This is a genomic window from Pseudomonas sp. NPDC089406 (assembly GCF_044900265.1).
In the GTDB taxonomy this organism is placed as follows: Bacteria; Pseudomonadota; Gammaproteobacteria; order Pseudomonadales; family Pseudomonadaceae; genus Aquipseudomonas; species Aquipseudomonas fakonensis.
On the sequence record NZ_JBJDNC010000016.1, the window covers coordinates 70,103 to 88,149 of the forward strand.

Below are 18,047 nucleotides of genomic sequence, written 5' to 3' on the forward strand. Positions count from 1 at the left end.
GTGGCCTTTCCCCGCCTTGCGAAACCATTGTCCATGTCCGACCCCATCCGCCTGTCCAAACGCCTCATCGAACAGCTTGGCTGCTCCCGCCGAGAGGCCGAACTGTATATCGAAGGAGGCTGGGTCACGGTCGATGGCGAGGTGGTCGAGCAACCCCAGTTCAAGGTCGGCGAGCAGCGTGTCGAGCTGCTGCCCGGCGCCCGCGCCGAAGCCCTTGAGCCAGTCACCCTGCTGCTGCACCAACCCGCCGGCCAAGGCACCGCAACGGCTCAGGCCGGCATCGGTATGGCCAGCCTCAGCGAAACCCACCGCGAAGGCGTGCGCCCGCTGCACGGCCACTTCACCCGCCAGGCTTGCATCGCCCCGCTGCTGCCCGGCGCCAGCGGCCTGCAGGTGTTCACCCAGGACTGGCGGGTCACCCGCAAGCTGGACGCCGACCTGCGCCGCATGGAGCAGGAGTACATCGTCCAGGTCAGCGGCGAGGCCAAACCCGGTGCGCTGGAGCGCCTGGCCCGCGGTGTGGAGCGCAAGGGCGTCGAGCTGCCGAAGGCCAAGGCCAGTTGGCAGAACGAGCAGCACCTGCGCATGGTGTTGAAAAACCCGCAGCCCGGGGTGATCGAGGCCCTGTGCGAAACCGCCGGGCTCAAGGTGCTGGGCATGCGCCGTATCCGCCTGGGCGGCGTGTCGATGGGCAAGCTGGCCCAGGGCCAGTGGCGGTACCTGGTTGGCAGCGAACGTTTTTAAGCGATACCCCGCCGCGCAGGACCGCGCGGCATCAGAACAGGATTGGCGTCAATGAACCACAACGATGTAATGCGCAGCCTGCGCTATATGCTCAAGGCAAACGACCAGAAGATGGCCGAAATCATCGGTCTGAGCGGGATGCAAGTGACCGCCGAAGCCATCGCCGGTTACGTGAAAAAAGAAGAAGAGCCCGGCTACGTGGCGTGCCCGGACAAGGTCATGGCGCACTTTCTCGACGGCCTGGTGATCCACCGCCGCGGCCGTGACGACAGCCGCCCGCCGCAGCCGATCGAATTGCCGGTGACCAACAACACCGTGCTCAAGAAGCTGCGGGTGGCCTTCGAGCTTAAAGAAGACGACCTGCACGTGGTGCTCAAGTCGGTCAATTTCCCGGTGTCCAAACCTGAGCTGAGCGCACTGTTCCGCAAGGTCGGCCACGACAACTACCGCCCGTGCGGCGACCAGCTGCTGCGCAACTTCCTCAAGGGCCTGACCCTGCGCGTGCGCGGCTGATGCAGCACAGCGTCTCGCCGGTCGGCATCGTGCGCTCCTGCTTCAAGGAGAAGTTCGCCATTCCGCGCCAGCCGCAGCTGGCGCCGGCCGCACGAGGCGTGCTGGAGCTGCTGCCACCGTTCGACCAGGGCGACGCGGTGGCGGGCCTTGAGCAGGTCAGCCATGTGTGGCTGCTGTTTTTGTTCCACCAGGCACTGGAAGACAAGCCGCGCCTGAAGGTGCGCCCGCCACGCCTGGGCGGCAACAAGAGCATGGGCGTGTTCGCCACCCGCGCCACCCACCGGCCCAATGGCATCGGCCAGTCGGTGGTGCGCCTGGAGGGCGTGGAGCCTGGGCGCTTGCTGCTGTCGGGCATCGATCTGCTGGATGGCACCCCGGTGCTGGATATCAAGCCGTACGTGCCCTACGCCGACAGCGTGGCCGATGCCACCAATCAGATGGCCGACGGGGCGCCGCAGCCGATTGCCGTGCACTGGAGTGACAGCGCCCTGCCCCAGGCCCGCGAGCATGCACTGCGCCTGGGTGAGCCGCTGGTGGAGCTGATCGAACAGTGCCTGGCCCAGGACCCACGCCCGGCCTACCAGGTGCCGCCGCCGGAGCGGGTATATGGGGTCAGGTTCTGGGATGTGCAGGTGCGCTGGCAGTACCCGCAGCCGGATGTGATCCGGGTGCTGGAGGTTGTGCGCGAGGGCTGAGGTTCGGGGGCTTGCTGCACTGGCCTCTTCGCGGGCAAGCCCGCTCCCACAGGCAAGGCGCCACATTCGAGTCCAGCGAAGACTCTGTGCGGGCAACTTTCTTGTGCTGCCTGCACTGGCCTCATCGCCGGCAAGCCGGCTCCTACAGGTACAACACTGGCCTGATTATTGTGTGATCACTGTGGGAGCGGGCTTGCCCGCGAAAGGGCCGGCACAGCCAACTCACTTCTCACAGGCAAAAAAAAACGCAGCCCCAGGGCTGCGTTTTTGCGTTACCACACTCGCCTTACTTCTCGACGAAAGCACGCTCGATCAGGTAGTCGCCTGGCTCGCGCATGCGGGCGGAGACTTTCAGGCCGAAGCTGTCGAGCACTTCGCTGGTCTCGTCGAGCATGCTCGGGCTGCCGCAGATCATCGCGCGGTCGTCCTGCGGGTTGATCGGTGGCAGGCCGATGTCGCTGAACAGCTTGCCGCTGCGCATCAGGTCGGTCAGGCGGCCCTGGTTCTCGAACGGCTCACGGGTGACGGTGGGGTAGTAGATCAGCTTGTCACGCACAGCCTCACCGAAGAACTCGTTCTGCGGCAGGTGCTCGGTGATGAACTCGCGGTAGGCCACTTCGTTCACGTAGCGCACGCCGTGCACCAGGATGACCTTCTCGAAACGCTCGTAGGTTTCCGGGTCCTGGATGACGCTCATGAACGGCGCCAGGCCAGTGCCAGTGCTCAGCAGGTACAGGTGCTTGCCCGGATTCAGGTCGTCGAGTACCAGCGTGCCGGTAGGCTTCTTGCTGATGATGATCTCGTCGCCTTCCTTGAGGTGCTGCAGCTGCGAGGTCAGCGGGCCGTCCGGCACCTTGATGCTGAAGAACTCCAGGTGCTCTTCCCAGTTTGGCGACGCGATGGAATAGGCGCGCATGAGCGGACGGCCGCTTTCCTGCTGCAGGCCGATCATCACGAACTGACCGTTCTCGAAGCGCAGCCCCGGGTCGCGGGTGCACTTGAAGCTGAACAGGGTGTCGTTCCAGTGGTGAACACTGAGGACACGTTCGTGGTTCATGTTGCTCATCTAGGGGCTCCTGAAGAAAAACGCAGCGCGCAAAACGCGCAGTTGCGCGATAGTTTAGGGGCAGCGACAATATCTGTTAACTGAATTATCAAGATATGTGTTATCGGTTATATAGATATGCGATTCACACTTCGTCAGCTTCAGGTCTTCGTTGCCGTCGCCCAGCACCAAAGCGTCTCTCGAGCCGCTGGCGTGCTGGCCTTGTCGCAATCGGCGGCCAGCACCTCTATCACTGAGCTTGAGCGCCAGTCCAGCTGCCAGCTGTTCGACCGCGCCGGCAAGCGCCTGAGCCTCAACGCCCTGGGCCATCAACTGCTGCCCCAGGCCGTGGCACTGCTCGACCAGGCCAAGGAAATCGAAGACCTGCTCAACGGCAAGTCCGGTTTCGGCTCGCTGGCGGTGGGCGCCACCCTGACCATCGGCAACTACCTGGCCACGCTGCTGATCGGCAGCTTCATGCAGGTGCACCCGGAGAGCCAGGTGAAGCTGCACGTGCAGAACACTGCGCATATTGTGCAGCAGGTGGCCCATTACGAAATTGATCTGGGTCTGATCGAGGGCGATTGCAACCACCCCAACATCGAAGTGCAGCCGTGGGTGGAGGATGAATTGGTGGTGTTCTGCGCGCCGCAGCACCCGCTGGCCAAGGTCGGCCATGCCGGCATCGAGCAATTGGCCCATGAAGCGTGGATTCTGCGTGAGCAGGGTTCGGGTACGCGCCTGACCTTCGACCAGGCCATGCGTCACCACCGCGCCAACCTGAACATCCGCCTTGAGCTCGAGCACACCGAGGCGATCAAGCGCGCCGTGGAATCGGGGTTGGGCATAGGCTGCATCTCGCGCCTGGCCCTGCGCGATGCGTTCCGCCGTGGCAGCCTGGTGCCGGTGGAAACCCCGGCACTGGACCTGGCGCGGCAGTTCTATTTCATCTGGCACAAGCAGAAGTACCAGACCTCGGCCATGCGCGAATTCCTCGAACTGTGCCGCAGCTTCACCGCAGGCGTCAGCCGCAGCGACGAAATTGTATTGCCGCCGATTGCCTGAGCATCAGCCGAGCAGGATCACGCCCCACACCAGCGCCACCATGCTCATGGCCACCAGCTGCGCGGCGCTGCCCATGTCCTTGGCATTTTTCGACAGCGGGTGGCGGTCCAGCGAGATGCGGTCGATGGCCGCCTCCACCGCCGAGTTGAGCAGCTCGACGATCAAGCCCAGCAGGCACACCGCAATCAGGATTGCGCGCTCGGCGCGGCTCACCGGCAGCCAGAAGGCCGTGGGGATGAGCAGCACGTTGACCAGCACCAGCTGGCGGAACGCGGCCTCGCCCTTGAACGCCGCGCGCAGGCCGTCCAGCGAATAGCCGGCGGCATTGAAGATACGTTTGAGGCCGGTCTGGCCCTTGAATGGCGACATGTGTGTCAGTCACTTCACCTAGAAAAGGCCAGCAGGCTAGTTCAACCGGGGTCAAAAAAGCGTGAAGGCGCAGGGACTTAGCTGGCCGAAACCGATTCAAGTTGTTGCAGCAGCAGCGCGGCCTGGGTACGGGTACGCACGCCCAGCTTGCGGAAGATCGCCGTGACGTGGGCCTTGATGGTCGCTTCCGACACACTCAGCTCGTAGGCGATCTGCTTGTTCAGCAGGCCTTCGCAGACCATGGTCAGCACCCGGAACTGCTGCGGCGTGAGGCTGGCCAGGCCTTCGCTGGCAGCCTTGGCCTCGGCCGACACATCGACCTTCTCGAATGCCTGTGGCGGCCACCACACTTCGCCGTCGAGCACCTTCTTGACCGCATCCTGGATGACGTTCAGGTCGCTGGACTTGGGGATGAAGCCGCTGGCACCGAATTCGCGCGACTTGACCACCACTGCCGCTTCTTCCTGGGCCGAGACCATCACCACCGGAATTTGCGGGTATTGCCCGCGCAACAGCACCAGCCCGGAAAAACCGTAGGCACCGGGCATGTTCAGGTCCAGCAGGACCAGGTCCCAGTCGGCTTTTTCGCCCAGGCGGGTTTCCAGCTCGGCGATGCTCGCCACCTCGACCAGGCGCACGTCAGAGCCCAAACCGAGGGTAACGGCCTGGCGCATGGCGCTGCGGAACAACGGGTGGTCATCGGCAATCAGGATTTCGTATGTGGCCATCGATCTATGGATCCTGTTCTGTGCCAGGCGCGGGGGTATGGCAACGCCTGGCGGGCAACTCATGGCGCGTACGGCAGGGCCGTCGGCCGGGATGGCACGGCGAAGGCCGGGGTAACAGCAGCTTCGTCGCGCCTGAAGCGGCGCCAAGGATGACCAGCACGCCCCGGGTGGTCAAGCCAATTGCCCGGTCGTACCGCCCACCCTGGCTGCCAGCCCCGACAGTATGAACCAATCCGTCGCGCTTGCCCCTTGGACTATAGGAAGGTATGCAGGCGCTGATGTACCTCGTCCTGCTCGTCCAACGCCAGGCGGCGCTTGCCGCTCAGGTAGTGCAGGCTGAACAGGTCAAGGTAGGCGTCCAGCGCCTGGGAGGCCTGGTTGTCGCCGGCCAGGTCCAGGCACATGGCGGCCACTTCTGCGGTGCAGAAGTGATCGTCGCGCTTGGAGCGGCGCAGGCGGTAGCGCGACATCTGCTCCGCTTCAAGGCTCAATACCGGGAAACGGTCCAGGTACGGGCTCTTGCGGAACATCTTGCGTGCTTCGGTCCAGGTGGCGTCGAGCAGGATGAACAACGGGCGCTTGCCCGGCTCGCGCTGCACCTGGGTGACCACGCGCTCCTGGGCGACGAACTCGCCAGGGAAGACGATATAGGGCTGCCACTGCGGGTCGTCGAGCAGCGCCAGCAGGCGCTCGTCTACCGAGGTGCGCAGCCAGCCGAAGGCAGCGGTGTCTTCGATCAGGTCGGCGATCAGCCAGCCGGTGTTGGTCGGCTTCAACGGCTCGGTGTCATGCATCAGCAGGCACACGCCAGAGTCGGCCTGTACCCGAGGCTTCCAGGCACACAGGCAGTGGGTGGCGATGACCCGGCAGTCGGGGCAGCGTTCGGCGCGCGAACCACGGGCAACGAAGGGTTTGACGCTGCGGGCCAGGCGTTCGGCGCGCAGGCGCGCTACGGCGTGGCTCATGGCCGCAGGCCTTGGAAGGGGGATGGGGTGGGCACAGGTGTGACTCGGCGATAACAAAGCGCCAGTCTACCAGAGCCGGCCTCTTTTGCCGTGCAGCGGTGCCGGCGGCTCCTTTATAATCGCAGGCTTTGGTGGCCGCGAAACCTGCCGGTTTCATGGAACGCCGCCCGCCGGCGCAGGTCAAAGCGCCAGTCATCGAACCAGGAGAGATTCATGCTGCGTCTTATCGTCCCGACCCTGAGCCTGCTGCTCGCCCTGCCGCTGGCCGCCCAGGCCGCCTCCAAGCAGGAGTACGAGCTGACCCAGACGCTGCAGAAGGTCGCCAAGGAAAGCAGCGTCGGCACCCCGCGAGCCATCAATGAAGACATCCTCGACCAGGGCTACACCGTTGAAAAGGGCAAGGCGCTGGTCAACCACCTGAGCGTGCGCGAAAGCCACGCCGAGCGCATGCAGGCCAACCCTGAGCAAGTGCGCAGCCAACTGGGCGACAGCGTGTGCCGCAACAACGGCTACCGCAACCTGATGTCCAAGGGCGCCGTGCTGGTGTACCGCTTCACGGTCTACAAGACCAACCAACCGATCATGGATCAGGCCTTCGACGCTGCCAGTTGCACGGCCGGCAACAAGAAGAAGTGATTCAGGCAACCTGATCACTGGCACTGGCGCGCCGCTGCTCCTCATCGGCGCGCAAACCGGCCAGCAAGGCCTGCAAGTAGCGCGAATGCGGCTGCACGCCCTGCAACCGGCGCAAGCACTCCTCCTCCAGGCTCAGGCGATTGCCCTGGGCCGCCTCCAGCAACTCCCCATACAGCTGCGCCTCCACCTCGATCACCAGCCGATGCATGGCGTTACCTCCTGCGCATCGAGCCCCTGTGCCTTTCAGTTAATCAAAGCCGATCAATTATTGGATCCCATCTGACGAATGGCTTGCGACAGCGGCACGAACCCGCCCCAGGGTCTAGATTGAAAGCGAACGCCTGCCACAATGCGTTTCGATCAAAACAACGAAAATGGATGGACTTTACCCCTGCAACACGGCCTTGAAGGCCTACTGCAATGCTCGCAGTGCACACTCGAGCCAAGCAGCCTGCGACACACGCAGTGTCGCGGCCGGGACACGCCATCGGCCCGGTCAGAGGTTTTGCTGCAGAAGGAGACGTTGAATGCCGTACCAACCGAACGAACGCCTGCTCGAACACTTTCGCGAGCATGGCATCGACCTGGGCAAGGTCGACGAGCAACTGCAACTGGTCGCCCCCAACAGCCCCAACCTGCCGCTGTACCGCGACATGATGCTGACCATCCTGCGCATGGCCCACGACGACGGTAACCGCTGGAACGCCAAGATCACATTGCAGGCCCTGCGCGAACTCGACCATTCGTTCCGCACCCTCGAGCACTACAAGGGCCGGCGCAAAGTCACGGTGTTCGGCTCGGCACGCACGCCCGTCGAGCACCCGATGTACGCCCTGGCCCGCGAACTGGGCGCAACGCTGGCCCGCGCCGAGCTGATGGTCATCACCGGTGCCGGCGGCGGCATCATGGCCGCCGCCCACGAAGGCGCCGGCAGCGACCACAGCCTGGGCTTCAACATCACCCTGCCCTTCGAACAGCACGCCAACGCCACGGTCGACGGCACCGACAAGCTGCTGCCGTTTCACTTTTTCTTCATTCGCAAGCTGTTCTTCGTCAAGGAGGCCGACGCCCTGGTACTGTGCCCGGGCGGCTTCGGCACCCTGGACGAGGCACTGGAAGTGCTGACCCTAATCCAGACCGGCAAGAGCCCACTGGTGCCGGTGGTGCTGCTCGACTCCCCTGGCGGCAGCTTCTGGCAGGACGCGCTGGCCTTCATCAGCCGCCAGCTCGAAGAGAACCGCTACATCCTGCCCAGCGACCTGAAGCTGGTGCGCATGGCCCACAGCGCCGACGAGGCGGTGGACGAGATCAGGCAGTTCTACAGCAACTACCACTCCAGTCGCTGGCTGAAAAACCAGTTCGTGGTGCGCATGCACCACCGCCTGAGCGAGGCCGCACTGCACGATATCGAGGAGGGTTTTGCCGACCTGCGCCTGAGCGGGCGCTACCACCAGCAGGCCGACAGCGGCGCCGAACACGAAGAAGGCAACTACAGCCACCTGACGCGCCTGACCTTTGCTTTCAATGGCCGTGACCAGGGGCGCCTGCGCGAGCTGGTGGACTTCATCAACCTGCCGGAAAACTGGGCGAAACCCCAGCCCATGCACACCACCCAGCGAGCGCGGGAAGCGTTGAAAGTGAGCTGAACGCAAAATGCCCTGTACGGGCTGGCACCGGGTGGTGCCAGCCCGTACAGGGCATTGGTCAGTAGTCGTCCAAGTCGCGGCCGTTGAGCAGCCGGCCGACCATCTCCATGGAGAAACCACGGTAGACGAGAAACCGCGTCTGCTGGGCGCGGCTGCGCGGGTCTTGCGGGCGCTGCCCGGCGAACTTGCGTTGCCACACATCCCGCAGGCGCTCGCCCCAGTCCACTTCGCTTTCGCGCAAGGCCTGGTCGATATCGCCACGCACCAGACCGCGCTGCCCCAGCTCCTCGCGAATACGCGCGGGGCCGTAGCCAGCATTTGAACGGTAACGGATGAAGCTTTCCAGGTAGCGGGCTTCGCTAAGCAGCCCTTCTTCGGCAAGCCGATCGAGCGCAGGCTCGATCAGTTCATCGATGGCACCGCGCTGACGCAGCTTGCGCGTCAGCTCCACGCGACCATGCTCGCGGCGTGCGAGCAGGTCCATGGCTGCCCGCCGGACGGCGACGGGGTTGTCGAGTACGGCAGGCATGGGGCCGATCAGTAACCGGCGTCAGCGTCAGCCAGATCGTCAGCATCAGCCTGGGCGGCTGCGGCTTTGCCTTCTGCGGTTACAGCAGCGCTGGTCAGCAGCTTGTCGCGGATTTGCTTCTCGATCTCGGCGCCAATGGCCGGGTTCTCTTGCAGGTACTTGGCCGCGTTGGCTTTGCCCTGACCGATCTTGTTGCCTTGGTAGGCGTACCAGGCACCGGATTTTTCCACCAGGCCCTGGGATACACCCAGGTCGATGATTTCGCCGTTGCGGTAGATGCCCTTGCCGTAAAGAATTTGGAACTCGGCCTGACGGAAAGGTGGCGAGACCTTGTTCTTGACGATTTTGACACGGGTTTCGCTGCCGACCACCTCGTCACCTTCCTTGACCGCGCCGGTACGGCGAATGTCCAGGCGAACCGAAGCGTAGAACTTCAGGGCGTTACCACCGGTGGTGGTTTCCGGGCTGCCGAACATCACGCCGATCTTCATACGGATCTGGTTGATGAAGATGACCAGGCAGTTGGCGTTCTTGATGTTGCCGGTGATTTTGCGCAGCGCCTGGGACATCAGGCGGGCCTGCAGGCCGACGTGCATGTCGCCCATCTCGCCTTCGATCTCGGCCTTGGGTACCAGGGCGGCAACGGAGTCGACGATGATCACGTCAACGGCGTTGGAACGCACCAGCATGTCGGTGATTTCCAGGGCCTGCTCGCCGGTGTCCGGCTGCGAGACCAGCAGGTCGTCGACGTTGACGCCCAGCTTGCCGGCGTATTCAGGGTCGAGAGCGTGCTCGGCGTCGACGAAGGCGCAAGTGGCGCCGTTCTTCTGGGCTTCGGCGATGACCGACAAGGTCAGCGTGGTTTTACCGGAGGATTCCGGGCCGTAGATCTCGACGATACGGCCTTTTGGCAGACCGCCAATGCCCAGGGCGATGTCCAGGCCCAGGGAGCCGGTGGAGATGGCTGGAATGCCTTGGCGCTCGTGGTCGCCCATGCGCATGACCGCGCCTTTGCCGAATTGGCGTTCGATCTGACCCAGGGCCGCAGCCAAGGCGCGCTTCTTGTTGTCGTCCATTGAAATCCTCACGTGTTCGACTTGGCCCTGACGGCCGGAATACCTGTATAAGTAGCCAGTATTATTCCACAGGGATTCGTTTTGGCAAACCCCCGCCGGGCGAATTACTCCGCACCAAGCTGTAACAAGCCGTCTAACGCGGCGATTACCGTTTGTCGACGCACCGCTTCGCGGTCACCGTCGAAGTGCCGCCGCTCGCTGCTGACATGGTTGCCGTCGGCCCATGCCAGCCACACGGTGCCCACCGGTTTGGCCGGCGAGCCGCCGTCAGGCCCGGCCACACCGCTGACCGCCACGGCAAAACGTGCACCGCTTGCAGCTTGCGCGCCGCGCACCATGGCTTCGACCACCTCCTGGCTGACCGCCCCGACCTCGCCGAACAGCGGGGCCGGCACACCCAACTGGCGGGTCTTCTGAGCGTTGGAGTAAGTGACATAGCCGGCCTCGAACCAGGCCGAGCTGCCGGGAATGCGGGTGATCGCTTCGGCGATCCCGCCGCCGGTGCAGGATTCGGCGGTGCTCACCTGGGCGTTGAAACGGCGCAGGTGTTCACCCAGGCGGGTGGAAAGAGCGGTGATCGGGTCCATGGCAGGCTCCTGGCGACAATGCGCCCTACCCTACCACCCTCGCCCGCGCTGGCAAGCCTAGCGCGCCAGCGCCCGCACGTAGGCCTGGCAGGCGCGCAGGGCAATCAGCCCCCGGTCGCCGGCGTCGGTGATGGCGATAATTCGTCGAGCATGCGCCGGGTCAAGTCGGGCGCGTACGGGGCCATCATCCACGCCGCCGGCGCCGGCGGTGGCAGGCATTGCGGCGCAACCGGCGCTGCGCTCGACCAGGACCGACAACCGCAGGTCGCTAGTAGCAAGGCGATCACGCAGGCGAGCCTGGGCATCCTGGGCATCGGTAAGCTCCTTGAAATGTTGTGCTTCGCTGTCATGCAGGCGCTGCTCCAATGAAAGACGCTGCTCGCGCTCGGCCAGCAGCAGGTTGTGCAGCGCCTCGGCCTGGTCCAGGCGCTGCTGCACCAGGGCCTGCTCCTGCTGCGCCAGCAAGCGCCCGTAACGCCAGGCCTGGGCGTGCCAGGCGAGCGTTGCCGCCAGGGCCATGAGCAACGCGCAGAGGGCCAGTTGCAAGCGGCTCAGCACAGCAACTCTCCACGTTCACTCAAAACTTTGCTTTCTTGGTGTGAACCTTGATTGATAAGCCCTGACGATTGAAGTTTTTCCAACATAGAACGGCCTCCCAAGCAGCGTTCATAGAGTCCCTGGAGGGCGGGGACACAAAAATTATGAAAGGCTGGTTAGCTTTGGGTGACAGGTTAAGTGCGGCGGAAGATGATGCGTCGATCGCGCCAGCCCAAGACGAAGGCTAAGACGAAAACACCAGCGGCGGTCATAACACCCAAAGTCGCCACTCGATCTGCCTGTTCATTTAGCCAACGACTGACCTGATAGTTAAGGGCATCGTTGAAAATAACGACCCCATCCTGCGTTTCAACTTCTCGAACCAGAATGCCAACCGGCGTTTCTTCAACCAGCAGACGAACCCTGGAACCCATACGCAACCCGCTCCGCTCATAGAGTTCCCGATAAGCGTATATGCGCTGTCGTACGGCCTCGCCCTTCCATTCGAAACCCACACCCATTATTAAAACATCAGCATGGTGTTTCACTGTGTCAGGGTATCCCCTGATGCGGCCTTCATGTGAAACAAGTTTCTCAAGGTCGGGCGTGAGATAACTCACCCGACCGCCATAAAACAACCCGACACCTGCCAACAAAACGAACCCTAGAAAAAACAGGGTCAGAAATTTAAACGTTGCCGAGCCGGCTGCAAATTGCTTACCGAACGATACCATCACTACGCCTTCATCCGAACTCCCGATCAAGGTTTAGAACCTACCACGAAACTCAATGATACCGGTCCACGCCTGGACGACCGTTGATGGATTCAATGCTGATGTCAATGCTCCATCCTGAGGGTTCTGGTAGTGGAAACACCAAAGGAATATCGACTATCTGCCCCGTGCCAAACTGCCCCGTATCCACATAGCCCGCGCCGCCGCCCGTCACATTTGGTTTCACATTTATGTAGCGATCATGCTGCGCGCTGGCGATGACCGTAGAGTGGCTGCCAGGGTCCCAATGGACAACTGCAGTTTTTTGACTATAGGCTTTTTGAATTTCTGTAATGTGCACAAGTTTTAAATCTGGGGCAACCCTGTGACCCGAAATCGATGCATCCCCGGCGGACTGGAAGTATTGCTCCCATACTGGCCTCACGAGAGTTTCGTGAATATTCCCTACCAGACCGGAGTTATAAATGGAGTACACATTTACACCGATAGCAACAGCTGTAAAAGCGGTGGCAACCACAGGAAACCCCGCCAACAGAGTCATACCACCCAGCACACCAGCCACATTCCCCACCAAATTAATGACATCGCCGGCCTGAAACGTTTGATTTGTCTTGTAGTCAGCCGAAATCTTCAAAAACGTAACAGTGCCTGCCAGCGTGTGGGTCGCGACATTTAAAAACGGAACGAACCCGTCCGTTAACTTCACTATCGATGTCACGCCAGCGACCACCGCCGCGGTCTGAGCCCCCTGATTCACCAGGGCGAATCCGGATTTATCACTATTGAACTGGTCAACCACTGACGTACCGCCAGCCCCTGCCGTCACGCCTTTATCAACGTAACCAACAAACAACTCCACTTTTCCAGACATCCCCCATCACTCCTTGATCAGGGTTTTAAAAGCCACAGACATCCGCAGCTGGTTACAACTCACCGACGGTGAGCGCGCAGCATGGGGAATTTCGCCGTTAAAAATAACAATGCGCCGGGGTTTAGGTTGGACTGACATGATTATCGAGTCTTTATCATGATTGAAAAAGACCAACTCCCCGCCCCAGCAACTTGCCCAATGGTCATTGCAGAACAACATGATGGTGCGTCCTGGGTCCTGAGGCCTGTTATCTCTGTGGATCGGGCCATCCTGCCCGGCCGTCTGCCCGTTTGCATAAACGCCCAGTAGCGTAGCGTCTGGCATATGCGCCAATTTTATGCGTTGCCAGCACTCTACGAGAAAGCCCCAATCGGGATTTCCCTTGAGCTCCTGCTCACAATCCGCACGCTCGTCACGGCCGCTTCCCGCAATGAAGCTATGCCAGCATGGTCGATCGAGTGGGGCGTAGGGATAGGGCCACCCATATCGCCATACTGACTTGCTCAGAACCCCTAGCAGTGATTGATGTTCTGCCGGGGTTACGCCCTCATCAATAATACAAATATCTCTGCTGGCTATGATTTCGCTCATTATCAGACATTCCTCGACGGCTATGGATACGAGGAACCCAAGCTAAAATCGTTGGCCCATTGGAGGCAGTTGGAAGTCGTATCACACAGTATTTTAAGTCAGCCATGTGTGTGTACTTCGGGCTTTTCAGTTTTCAGCACAGCACCTCCCGCGCCCGCGCCCACAGTTGTAAACGCTCGGTAAGCCCGTTCAGCCCGCCATTGATGTGCCGGGTGATGCGGTTGAACTCACCCTGGTCAGCCAGCGCATTGAGCCCGCGCGACTGCCAGAACCACGCCGCCGACTCGCACGCCCAACGCGGTTGCTCGAGCATTTGCGGCTGCGCCAGCAGGCGTTCGTCGCCGAACAGCGCGCGGCTGCAAGCCTGGTAGTTGTTGCGCCCGGTCACCTGGATCAGGCCACGGCCGCAATACAGCTGGCCGTCGCCGTCGGCCTCCGGCGTATTGCCCAGGCGTCGGGCCAGGCTGCCGGTGTCGTAGCGGGCCAGGTAGCGCTCGCCACCCAGCTCCTTGACGTAGCGCAGCTGGCCGGACTCATGCCCGACCTGGGCGAGAAACGCCGCGGCGCGCTTGGGGTGGTCGATTTCCCAACGGGCCATGGCCTCGTTGAGCGCGGGCAAAAATACCGCGACCCGTTGGCCGGCGAGGGGGTAGATGTCACTCAGTTGCCTGGCGGTCAGCACCATGGGTGCAAGCTCCTTTGCTGTCTGGTCGAACGGCGGCCGCAGCCGCCGGCGGGGTCGCTCAGGGGCGATGGGTTGAAGCGCGAGGCTTTCATTGCTGGTGACGAGACGGCCCTGGGTTACCCGTGCCGACCACAAGAAGCGCGGGCGAGAAACAGCGCCCGCAGGTTCAGCCCTGGGCTTTGAGCGTACCGGCCTGGCGCGTCGCGCTGCCCTTGGCCCGGGCCTTGCCCTGCTGGCCGCCGTTGCATTGCACGGTGGTGCGCCAGCCGCTGCTGGTGAACACCTGCTCCACCGACTCGATCAGGTACGCGCCGTCCAGCCCGGCCATGAAGCCGCGCACCTCGATGCTGCGCTCGGCGAACAGGTCGGTGCGCCCGGGCAGGTCCAGGCGCACGCTGGCGGTGTCGCGGTTGAAGCTGGCCAGGCGCGCGCGGGCGGCCTGCTCGGCAGCTGCGCGGTTGGGGTACAGGTGGCGGTCGGTGTACACCGGCTGCAAGCCGTCCGGCGCTTGCTCGTTGCCCAGCTCGACCGCCTGCAGGCGGCCACTGGCGCTGTCCTGGTGGCGGGTGCGCACGGCCTTGTGGGTGGTGCGGTCGGCCAGGCGAAACTGCCACTGGCTGACCTCTTCGCGCTTGAGCGTCACCACCCCCAACGCCTGGCCGCTGGCGCTCTTGCCCGCCTGGCGCGGCAACACCAGCAGTTGGCCGTTGGCGAGCTTGGCGGTGCAGTCGTACTGGCGGGCGACGCGGGTGATGAAGTTGAAGTCCGACTCGCTGTACTGGTCGATGCGCGGTATCACCGTGGCCACCGGGCACACCGCCTGCCAGCCGTTGCGCGCGGCCAGGTCGGCGACGATGCGTTGCAGCGTGGCGCCCTCCCAACTGCCGCTGCGGATGGTCTTGCCCGAGCCACGCAGGTCGCTGGCCTTGCCGCGGATCACCAGGGTGTCCGGCGGGCCGGACAGCTCGACCTCATCGACGGTGTAACGCCCCAGCAGGCTCAGCGCCTGCCCGGCATAACCCAGGTGCACCGCCAGCACCGCGCCACGGGCCGGCAGCGCCAGGGCGCCGTCGCGGGCATCGATGCGCAACTCGAACTCGTCCGCCTCCAGGCCCGGTTTGTCGGTGGTGCGCATCAGCAGCAGGCGGTCGTTGATCAGCGTGGTGATGTCCTTGCCGTCGGCCTGGATGCTGAATACAGGTTTCATGGCTGCGCCTCCTTTGTCACTCCCATATTTGTCAGTCCCATAGTTGAAGGGTGTCGCTGGCCGGCGCCGGCAGCTCCGGCAACACGATCATCACCCCGGCGCGAAACGGCTGTGCTTCGTCTGCCAGGCCCTGGTTGGCATCCAGCACCGCCTCGACTGTGCCGGCCAGGTGCCCGTAGTAGTGCTGGCAGAGGGTGTCGAGCACATCGCCCTCAGAGGTTTTGCAGGTCCTGGCCATAGCTTACGAACTCCAGTGAAAAGCCTTGTTTGCGTGGAATGCCGCCGGCCTGCAGCAGGCTCTGGTCCTCCTCGATGCTGGTCAGGCACCAGTTGCCGAGCACCTCGCCGTAGCCTGTGGTCAGCGACAGCGGCAGCAGTTGCCGACCGATGCTGCGCAAGGTTTGCAACTGGCCGAGCCCGCCCTTGAAGCCGGGGAAAATGGCACCGCGAATGCTGATGTTCTCCTCGCCCAGGCTGACCGCCTGCTGCGCGCCCTCGCGGCCGAGGCGTTCCTGCCCGGCCCAGCGAAAGCGCGTCTGCCGGCGCAACTGGTCGAAGGCGGCGGTGTCGAGGTTGAAGTAGTACGGCGCCGCGCCCGCCTTCAGCGGTTGCAGCACCAACAAGTGCGGGAACGGTTTGACCGCCTCGGCGGCCGGGGTGGCCTCGGGGGCGAAGCCCAGGGTCTGCAGCACGCCGCTGACCGTGGCACGCACCTCCCCCACCACCCGGCGCACCGCCGCGGTGGCCTTGGCCACGTGGCCGGCAAAGGCATCGATGCGCTCGCGCACCTGGCGCACCACCGCCACCGCCTGGTCGTACTTGGCCACCACCTTGGCCACCCGCGCCTGGGCCCGGTCGATGGCGCGCATGGCGCGTTGCAGCTTGGCGCCGATGATCGGGCCAACCACCGGCAGGCCCTCAAGCTCGGTGACCGCGCCCTGCACGTGGTCGATGGCCTCGTTCATCGGGTCGAGCATGGCGTCGACCCGTCGACGCCCCGCCTCCCCCGCCTCGACCAGGGCGTGCAGCGTGGCTTGCAGCTGCTCCAGATAGGTCATGGATGCTCCTTAGAGTGCAATGTGTGGGGTATCGGCCAGTTGCACCGAACGGGCCTGACGCATCAGCTCTTCCAACTGCCGGCGCGCGATGGCTTCCAACTGCTGCAACACGCTGGGGTCAGAGAGGCTGTTGGTGAGGGTGACGGGCATGTTGGCGGTGAAGGTGAACTGCTGGTTGATCGGCGCAGGCGGGGTTGGCGCCGCTGCCGCTGGAGCCGCTGCGGGTTGAACCGCTGCGCTTGGTACGGCTGGCGTGTCGTCGCTGCTCGAGCCCAGCGCCTTGCCCAGCAAGCCGCCGATGCTCTCCCCGCCCATGCTGCCGAGCGCGCCACCGATCAGGCCACCGATCAGCGTGCCGACCACCGGTACCACCGAGCCAATGGCCGCACCGGCAGCTGCACCGGCCAGGCCGCCGCCCAAACCACCAACGGCCGTGCCGTAGCCTTCGAGCTTTTGCTCGGGCGTGGCATCGCTGTTGTAGGTGTCGGCCAATTGCAGGCCGGTGGCGAGCAAGGACAAGCCCGGCACACGGCCCATGGCCCGGCGTGCCAGTGATGCGCCAGCGGGGGCTGCACCGGCCTTGCCCATCGAACTGACGAGCGAGGTAGCCCCAAGCAAAAGAGAGCCGGTTGCCGACTCTGGTTTCGCTTCCTGCGCTTCTAACGCTTCCTGCGCGAATAGCCGTTCCTCGTCCAGTTCCTCCCCTTCTTCCTCCTCCTCTTCTTCTTCCTCCTCTTCCTCCTCAACCTCACCCGCAGCACTGCCTTTTACTTTTGCTTGAGGGGTAGATGAGGTGGTGCCCTTGCCGTCCTTGGCGGTATCAGCCTTGTCTTCAGGCTTGCTGGAGAACCATCCGTAAAGCGTGGTACCGATAGATCCGCCAAGGCTTTCGCCGATCAGCTCGCCCATCTCCCCGCCGTATTTCTTGGCCTTTTCGTTCTTTGTCACTGCCCCCAACAGGGTTCCCAATACACCGCCGGCCAGCTCACCAAACGCGGCGCCCACGCCTTTGGCCCTCTCTTCGCCGGTTTCTTCACGAAGCGCCACCAATCCTTTGGCCAAAGCCTTAGGCCCACCATCAATGGCGGACTCGCGAACGCTGGCCTGAAGATGGGCAGGCAATTTCTTGTAGCCCACATAGGACAATGCGCCTGTCGCGGCAGCACCTGCGGTGACGCCCACGGCCAGTGCCCCAGCCTTGAGTGCCGAACTCGCCGTCTCCATCGGCACCTGGCCGCCATTGAAGCCAGGCCCGCGCGCCTCATCACCCACCTCGCTCGGCGCCGGCTGCATGCCTTCACGCAAACGGGCCTCACGCGCTTCGCGCGAGTAATCAGGGGTCTCGCCGTTTTGCGCTTTGGCAAAGGTAAGCAGCAAGCGCAGCTCGATCGGCTTGCGCCCAAGCGCCAGATACCGCCTGCGCAAGCGCTCGACCTCATCCCCTTCACGGCGCAGCCGGTCAATCTGATCCTCGTGCGCCCAGGCCTGTTCGGTGGTGAGCTGCCGTTCCACCAAACGCACCTTGTCCAGTTCCAGCCCCAGGCGGATGACCTCGCCGATCAACCGCCCCAGCCGGATGCCATCCGCCTGCCTGCGCAGCGCGTCGAGCGCGCTGCCAAGCGAGGGAATGGCGGTGACGCCGAGGTTGAACACTTGTGTGTTCGCCATGCGTTCCTCCTTGTCACGGCGCGAGCCACCAGAGCATGTCGGGGTACGACATGCTCATGATTTCGCTCGCGGAAAAGTTCAGCTCCGTGGCCAGCCGC

23 protein-coding genes are annotated in these 18,047 nt (G+C 63.3%); 6 read left to right on the plus strand and 17 right to left on the minus strand.

What is annotated here, in order from left to right; all coding sequences use genetic code 11:
* The first annotated feature begins 33 nt into the window (after positions 1-33).
* Genes ACI2KK_RS13455 through tsaA form a run of 3 tightly spaced genes read left to right on the plus strand, consistent with a single transcriptional unit; the run spans position 34 to position 1,952 of the window.
* A complete protein-coding gene (locus ACI2KK_RS13455; protein WP_404669247.1) occupies positions 34-744 on the plus strand; it encodes an rRNA pseudouridine synthase in 711 nt (236 codons plus the stop codon).
* 51 nt (positions 745-795) lie between these two features.
* On the plus strand, positions 796-1,257 hold the full coding sequence (locus ACI2KK_RS13460) for a DUF1456 family protein (protein WP_217839912.1): 462 nt from the start codon (positions 796-798) through the stop codon (positions 1,255-1,257).
* Positions 1,257-1,952 carry a tRNA (N6-threonylcarbamoyladenosine(37)-N6)-methyltransferase TrmO gene (gene tsaA, locus ACI2KK_RS13465; protein ID WP_404669248.1) on the plus strand — a complete coding sequence of 232 codons (696 nt, stop codon included), beginning with the start codon at positions 1,257-1,259 and terminating at the stop codon, positions 1,950-1,952. Before ACI2KK_RS13460 ends, tsaA begins: the two co-directional genes overlap by 1 nt.
* A 286-nt stretch (positions 1,953-2,238) precedes the next feature.
* On the opposite strand, the gene fpr is transcribed toward tsaA, so the two are convergent.
* Positions 2,239-3,018: a ferredoxin-NADP reductase gene (fpr, locus tag ACI2KK_RS13470; RefSeq protein WP_167069020.1), complete on the minus strand. Its 780-nt coding sequence runs from the start codon at positions 3,016-3,018 to the stop codon at positions 2,239-2,241.
* A 117-nt stretch (positions 3,019-3,135) separates the two neighbouring features.
* Here fpr and ACI2KK_RS13475 point away from each other — a divergent pair, with 117 nt between their 5' ends.
* Positions 3,136-4,062, plus strand: a complete 927-nt coding sequence (locus tag ACI2KK_RS13475; protein WP_404669249.1) for a LysR family transcriptional regulator — start codon at positions 3,136-3,138, stop codon at positions 4,060-4,062.
* Between the two features lie 3 nt (positions 4,063-4,065).
* Here the strand turns inward: ACI2KK_RS13475 and ACI2KK_RS13480 are convergent, their stop codons facing one another.
* From ACI2KK_RS13480 to ACI2KK_RS13490, 3 genes are all read right to left on the minus strand, one after another.
* Positions 4,066-4,431 carry a diacylglycerol kinase gene (locus ACI2KK_RS13480; RefSeq protein ID WP_023631044.1) on the minus strand — a complete coding sequence of 122 codons (366 nt, stop codon included), beginning with the start codon at positions 4,429-4,431 and terminating at the stop codon, positions 4,066-4,068.
* Between the two features lie 77 nt (positions 4,432-4,508).
* Entirely contained in the window at positions 4,509-5,159 is a 651-nt protein-coding gene (gene erdR, locus ACI2KK_RS13485) for a response regulator transcription factor ErdR (RefSeq protein WP_217839915.1), read from the minus strand.
* 254 nt (positions 5,160-5,413) lie between these two features.
* Complete coding sequence (locus ACI2KK_RS13490; RefSeq protein WP_404669250.1) at positions 5,414-6,124, minus strand: tRNA-uridine aminocarboxypropyltransferase; 711 nt, start codon at positions 6,122-6,124, stop codon at positions 5,414-5,416.
* 213 nt (positions 6,125-6,337) lie between these two features.
* On the opposite strand from ACI2KK_RS13490, the gene ACI2KK_RS13495 reads away from it, so the two are divergent.
* Positions 6,338-6,760: a quorum-sensing-regulated virulence factor family protein gene (locus ACI2KK_RS13495; RefSeq protein ID WP_217886146.1), complete on the plus strand. Its 423-nt coding sequence runs from the start codon at positions 6,338-6,340 to the stop codon at positions 6,758-6,760.
* 1 nt (position 6,761) lies between these two features.
* On the opposite strand, the gene ACI2KK_RS13500 is transcribed toward ACI2KK_RS13495, so the two are convergent.
* Positions 6,762-6,968 (minus strand): hypothetical protein, encoded by a 207-nt coding sequence (locus ACI2KK_RS13500; RefSeq protein ID WP_404669251.1) that lies wholly within the window; start codon positions 6,966-6,968, stop codon positions 6,762-6,764.
* Between the two features lie 319 nt (positions 6,969-7,287).
* On the opposite strand from ACI2KK_RS13500, the gene ACI2KK_RS13505 reads away from it, so the two are divergent.
* Positions 7,288-8,406 (plus strand): LOG family protein, encoded by a 1,119-nt coding sequence (locus ACI2KK_RS13505; RefSeq protein WP_404669252.1) that lies wholly within the window; start codon positions 7,288-7,290, stop codon positions 8,404-8,406.
* Positions 8,407-8,464: 58 nt separating this feature from the next.
* Here the strand turns inward: ACI2KK_RS13505 and recX are convergent, their stop codons facing one another.
* The 12 genes from recX to ACI2KK_RS13565 all read right to left on the minus strand — a co-directional run bounded on the left by recX (position 8,465) and on the right by ACI2KK_RS13565 (position 17,949).
* A complete protein-coding gene (gene recX / locus ACI2KK_RS13510; protein ID WP_217886149.1) occupies positions 8,465-8,935 on the minus strand; it encodes a recombination regulator RecX in 471 nt (156 codons plus the stop codon).
* An 8-nt stretch (positions 8,936-8,943) separates the two neighbouring features.
* Positions 8,944-10,011 (minus strand): recombinase RecA, encoded by a 1,068-nt coding sequence (gene recA, locus ACI2KK_RS13515; RefSeq protein WP_217839921.1) that lies wholly within the window; start codon positions 10,009-10,011, stop codon positions 8,944-8,946.
* Between the two features lie 104 nt (positions 10,012-10,115).
* On the minus strand, positions 10,116-10,598 hold the full coding sequence (locus ACI2KK_RS13520; RefSeq protein WP_369987751.1) for a CinA family protein: 483 nt from the start codon (positions 10,596-10,598) through the stop codon (positions 10,116-10,118).
* A gap of 57 nt (positions 10,599-10,655) precedes the next feature.
* Entirely contained in the window at positions 10,656-11,117 is a 462-nt protein-coding gene (locus tag ACI2KK_RS13525; RefSeq protein ID WP_404669285.1) for a lysis system i-spanin subunit Rz, read from the minus strand.
* A 212-nt stretch (positions 11,118-11,329) separates the two neighbouring features.
* Complete coding sequence (locus ACI2KK_RS13530; RefSeq protein WP_404669253.1) at positions 11,330-11,869, minus strand: hypothetical protein; 540 nt, start codon at positions 11,867-11,869, stop codon at positions 11,330-11,332.
* Between the two features lie 52 nt (positions 11,870-11,921).
* The gene (locus ACI2KK_RS13535) at positions 11,922-12,740 is read right to left on the minus strand and encodes a hypothetical protein (protein ID WP_404669254.1); all 819 of its coding nucleotides are present in this window, start codon (positions 12,738-12,740) and stop codon (positions 11,922-11,924) included.
* A gap of 6 nt (positions 12,741-12,746) precedes the next feature.
* On the minus strand, positions 12,747-13,331 hold the full coding sequence (locus ACI2KK_RS13540) for a 2OG-Fe(II) oxygenase (protein WP_404669255.1): 585 nt from the start codon (positions 13,329-13,331) through the stop codon (positions 12,747-12,749).
* A gap of 133 nt (positions 13,332-13,464) precedes the next feature.
* Positions 13,465-14,016 carry a glycoside hydrolase family 19 protein gene (locus tag ACI2KK_RS13545; protein ID WP_404669256.1) on the minus strand — a complete coding sequence of 184 codons (552 nt, stop codon included), beginning with the start codon at positions 14,014-14,016 and terminating at the stop codon, positions 13,465-13,467.
* A gap of 166 nt (positions 14,017-14,182) precedes the next feature.
* Positions 14,183-15,223, minus strand: a complete 1,041-nt coding sequence (locus ACI2KK_RS13550; RefSeq protein ID WP_404669257.1) for a phage late control D family protein — start codon at positions 15,221-15,223, stop codon at positions 14,183-14,185.
* A gap of 31 nt (positions 15,224-15,254) precedes the next feature.
* Complete coding sequence (locus ACI2KK_RS13555) at positions 15,255-15,461, minus strand: tail protein X (protein ID WP_217839925.1); 207 nt, start codon at positions 15,459-15,461, stop codon at positions 15,255-15,257.
* Positions 15,436-16,281, minus strand: coding sequence for a phage tail protein (locus ACI2KK_RS13560; protein ID WP_217886153.1), 846 nt, complete (start codon positions 16,279-16,281; stop codon positions 15,436-15,438). Before ACI2KK_RS13560 ends, ACI2KK_RS13555 begins: the two co-directional genes overlap by 26 nt.
* Positions 16,282-16,290: 9 nt before the next feature.
* Entirely contained in the window at positions 16,291-17,949 is a 1,659-nt protein-coding gene (locus ACI2KK_RS13565; protein WP_404669258.1) for a hypothetical protein, read from the minus strand.
* Positions 17,950-18,047 lie beyond the last annotated feature (98 nt).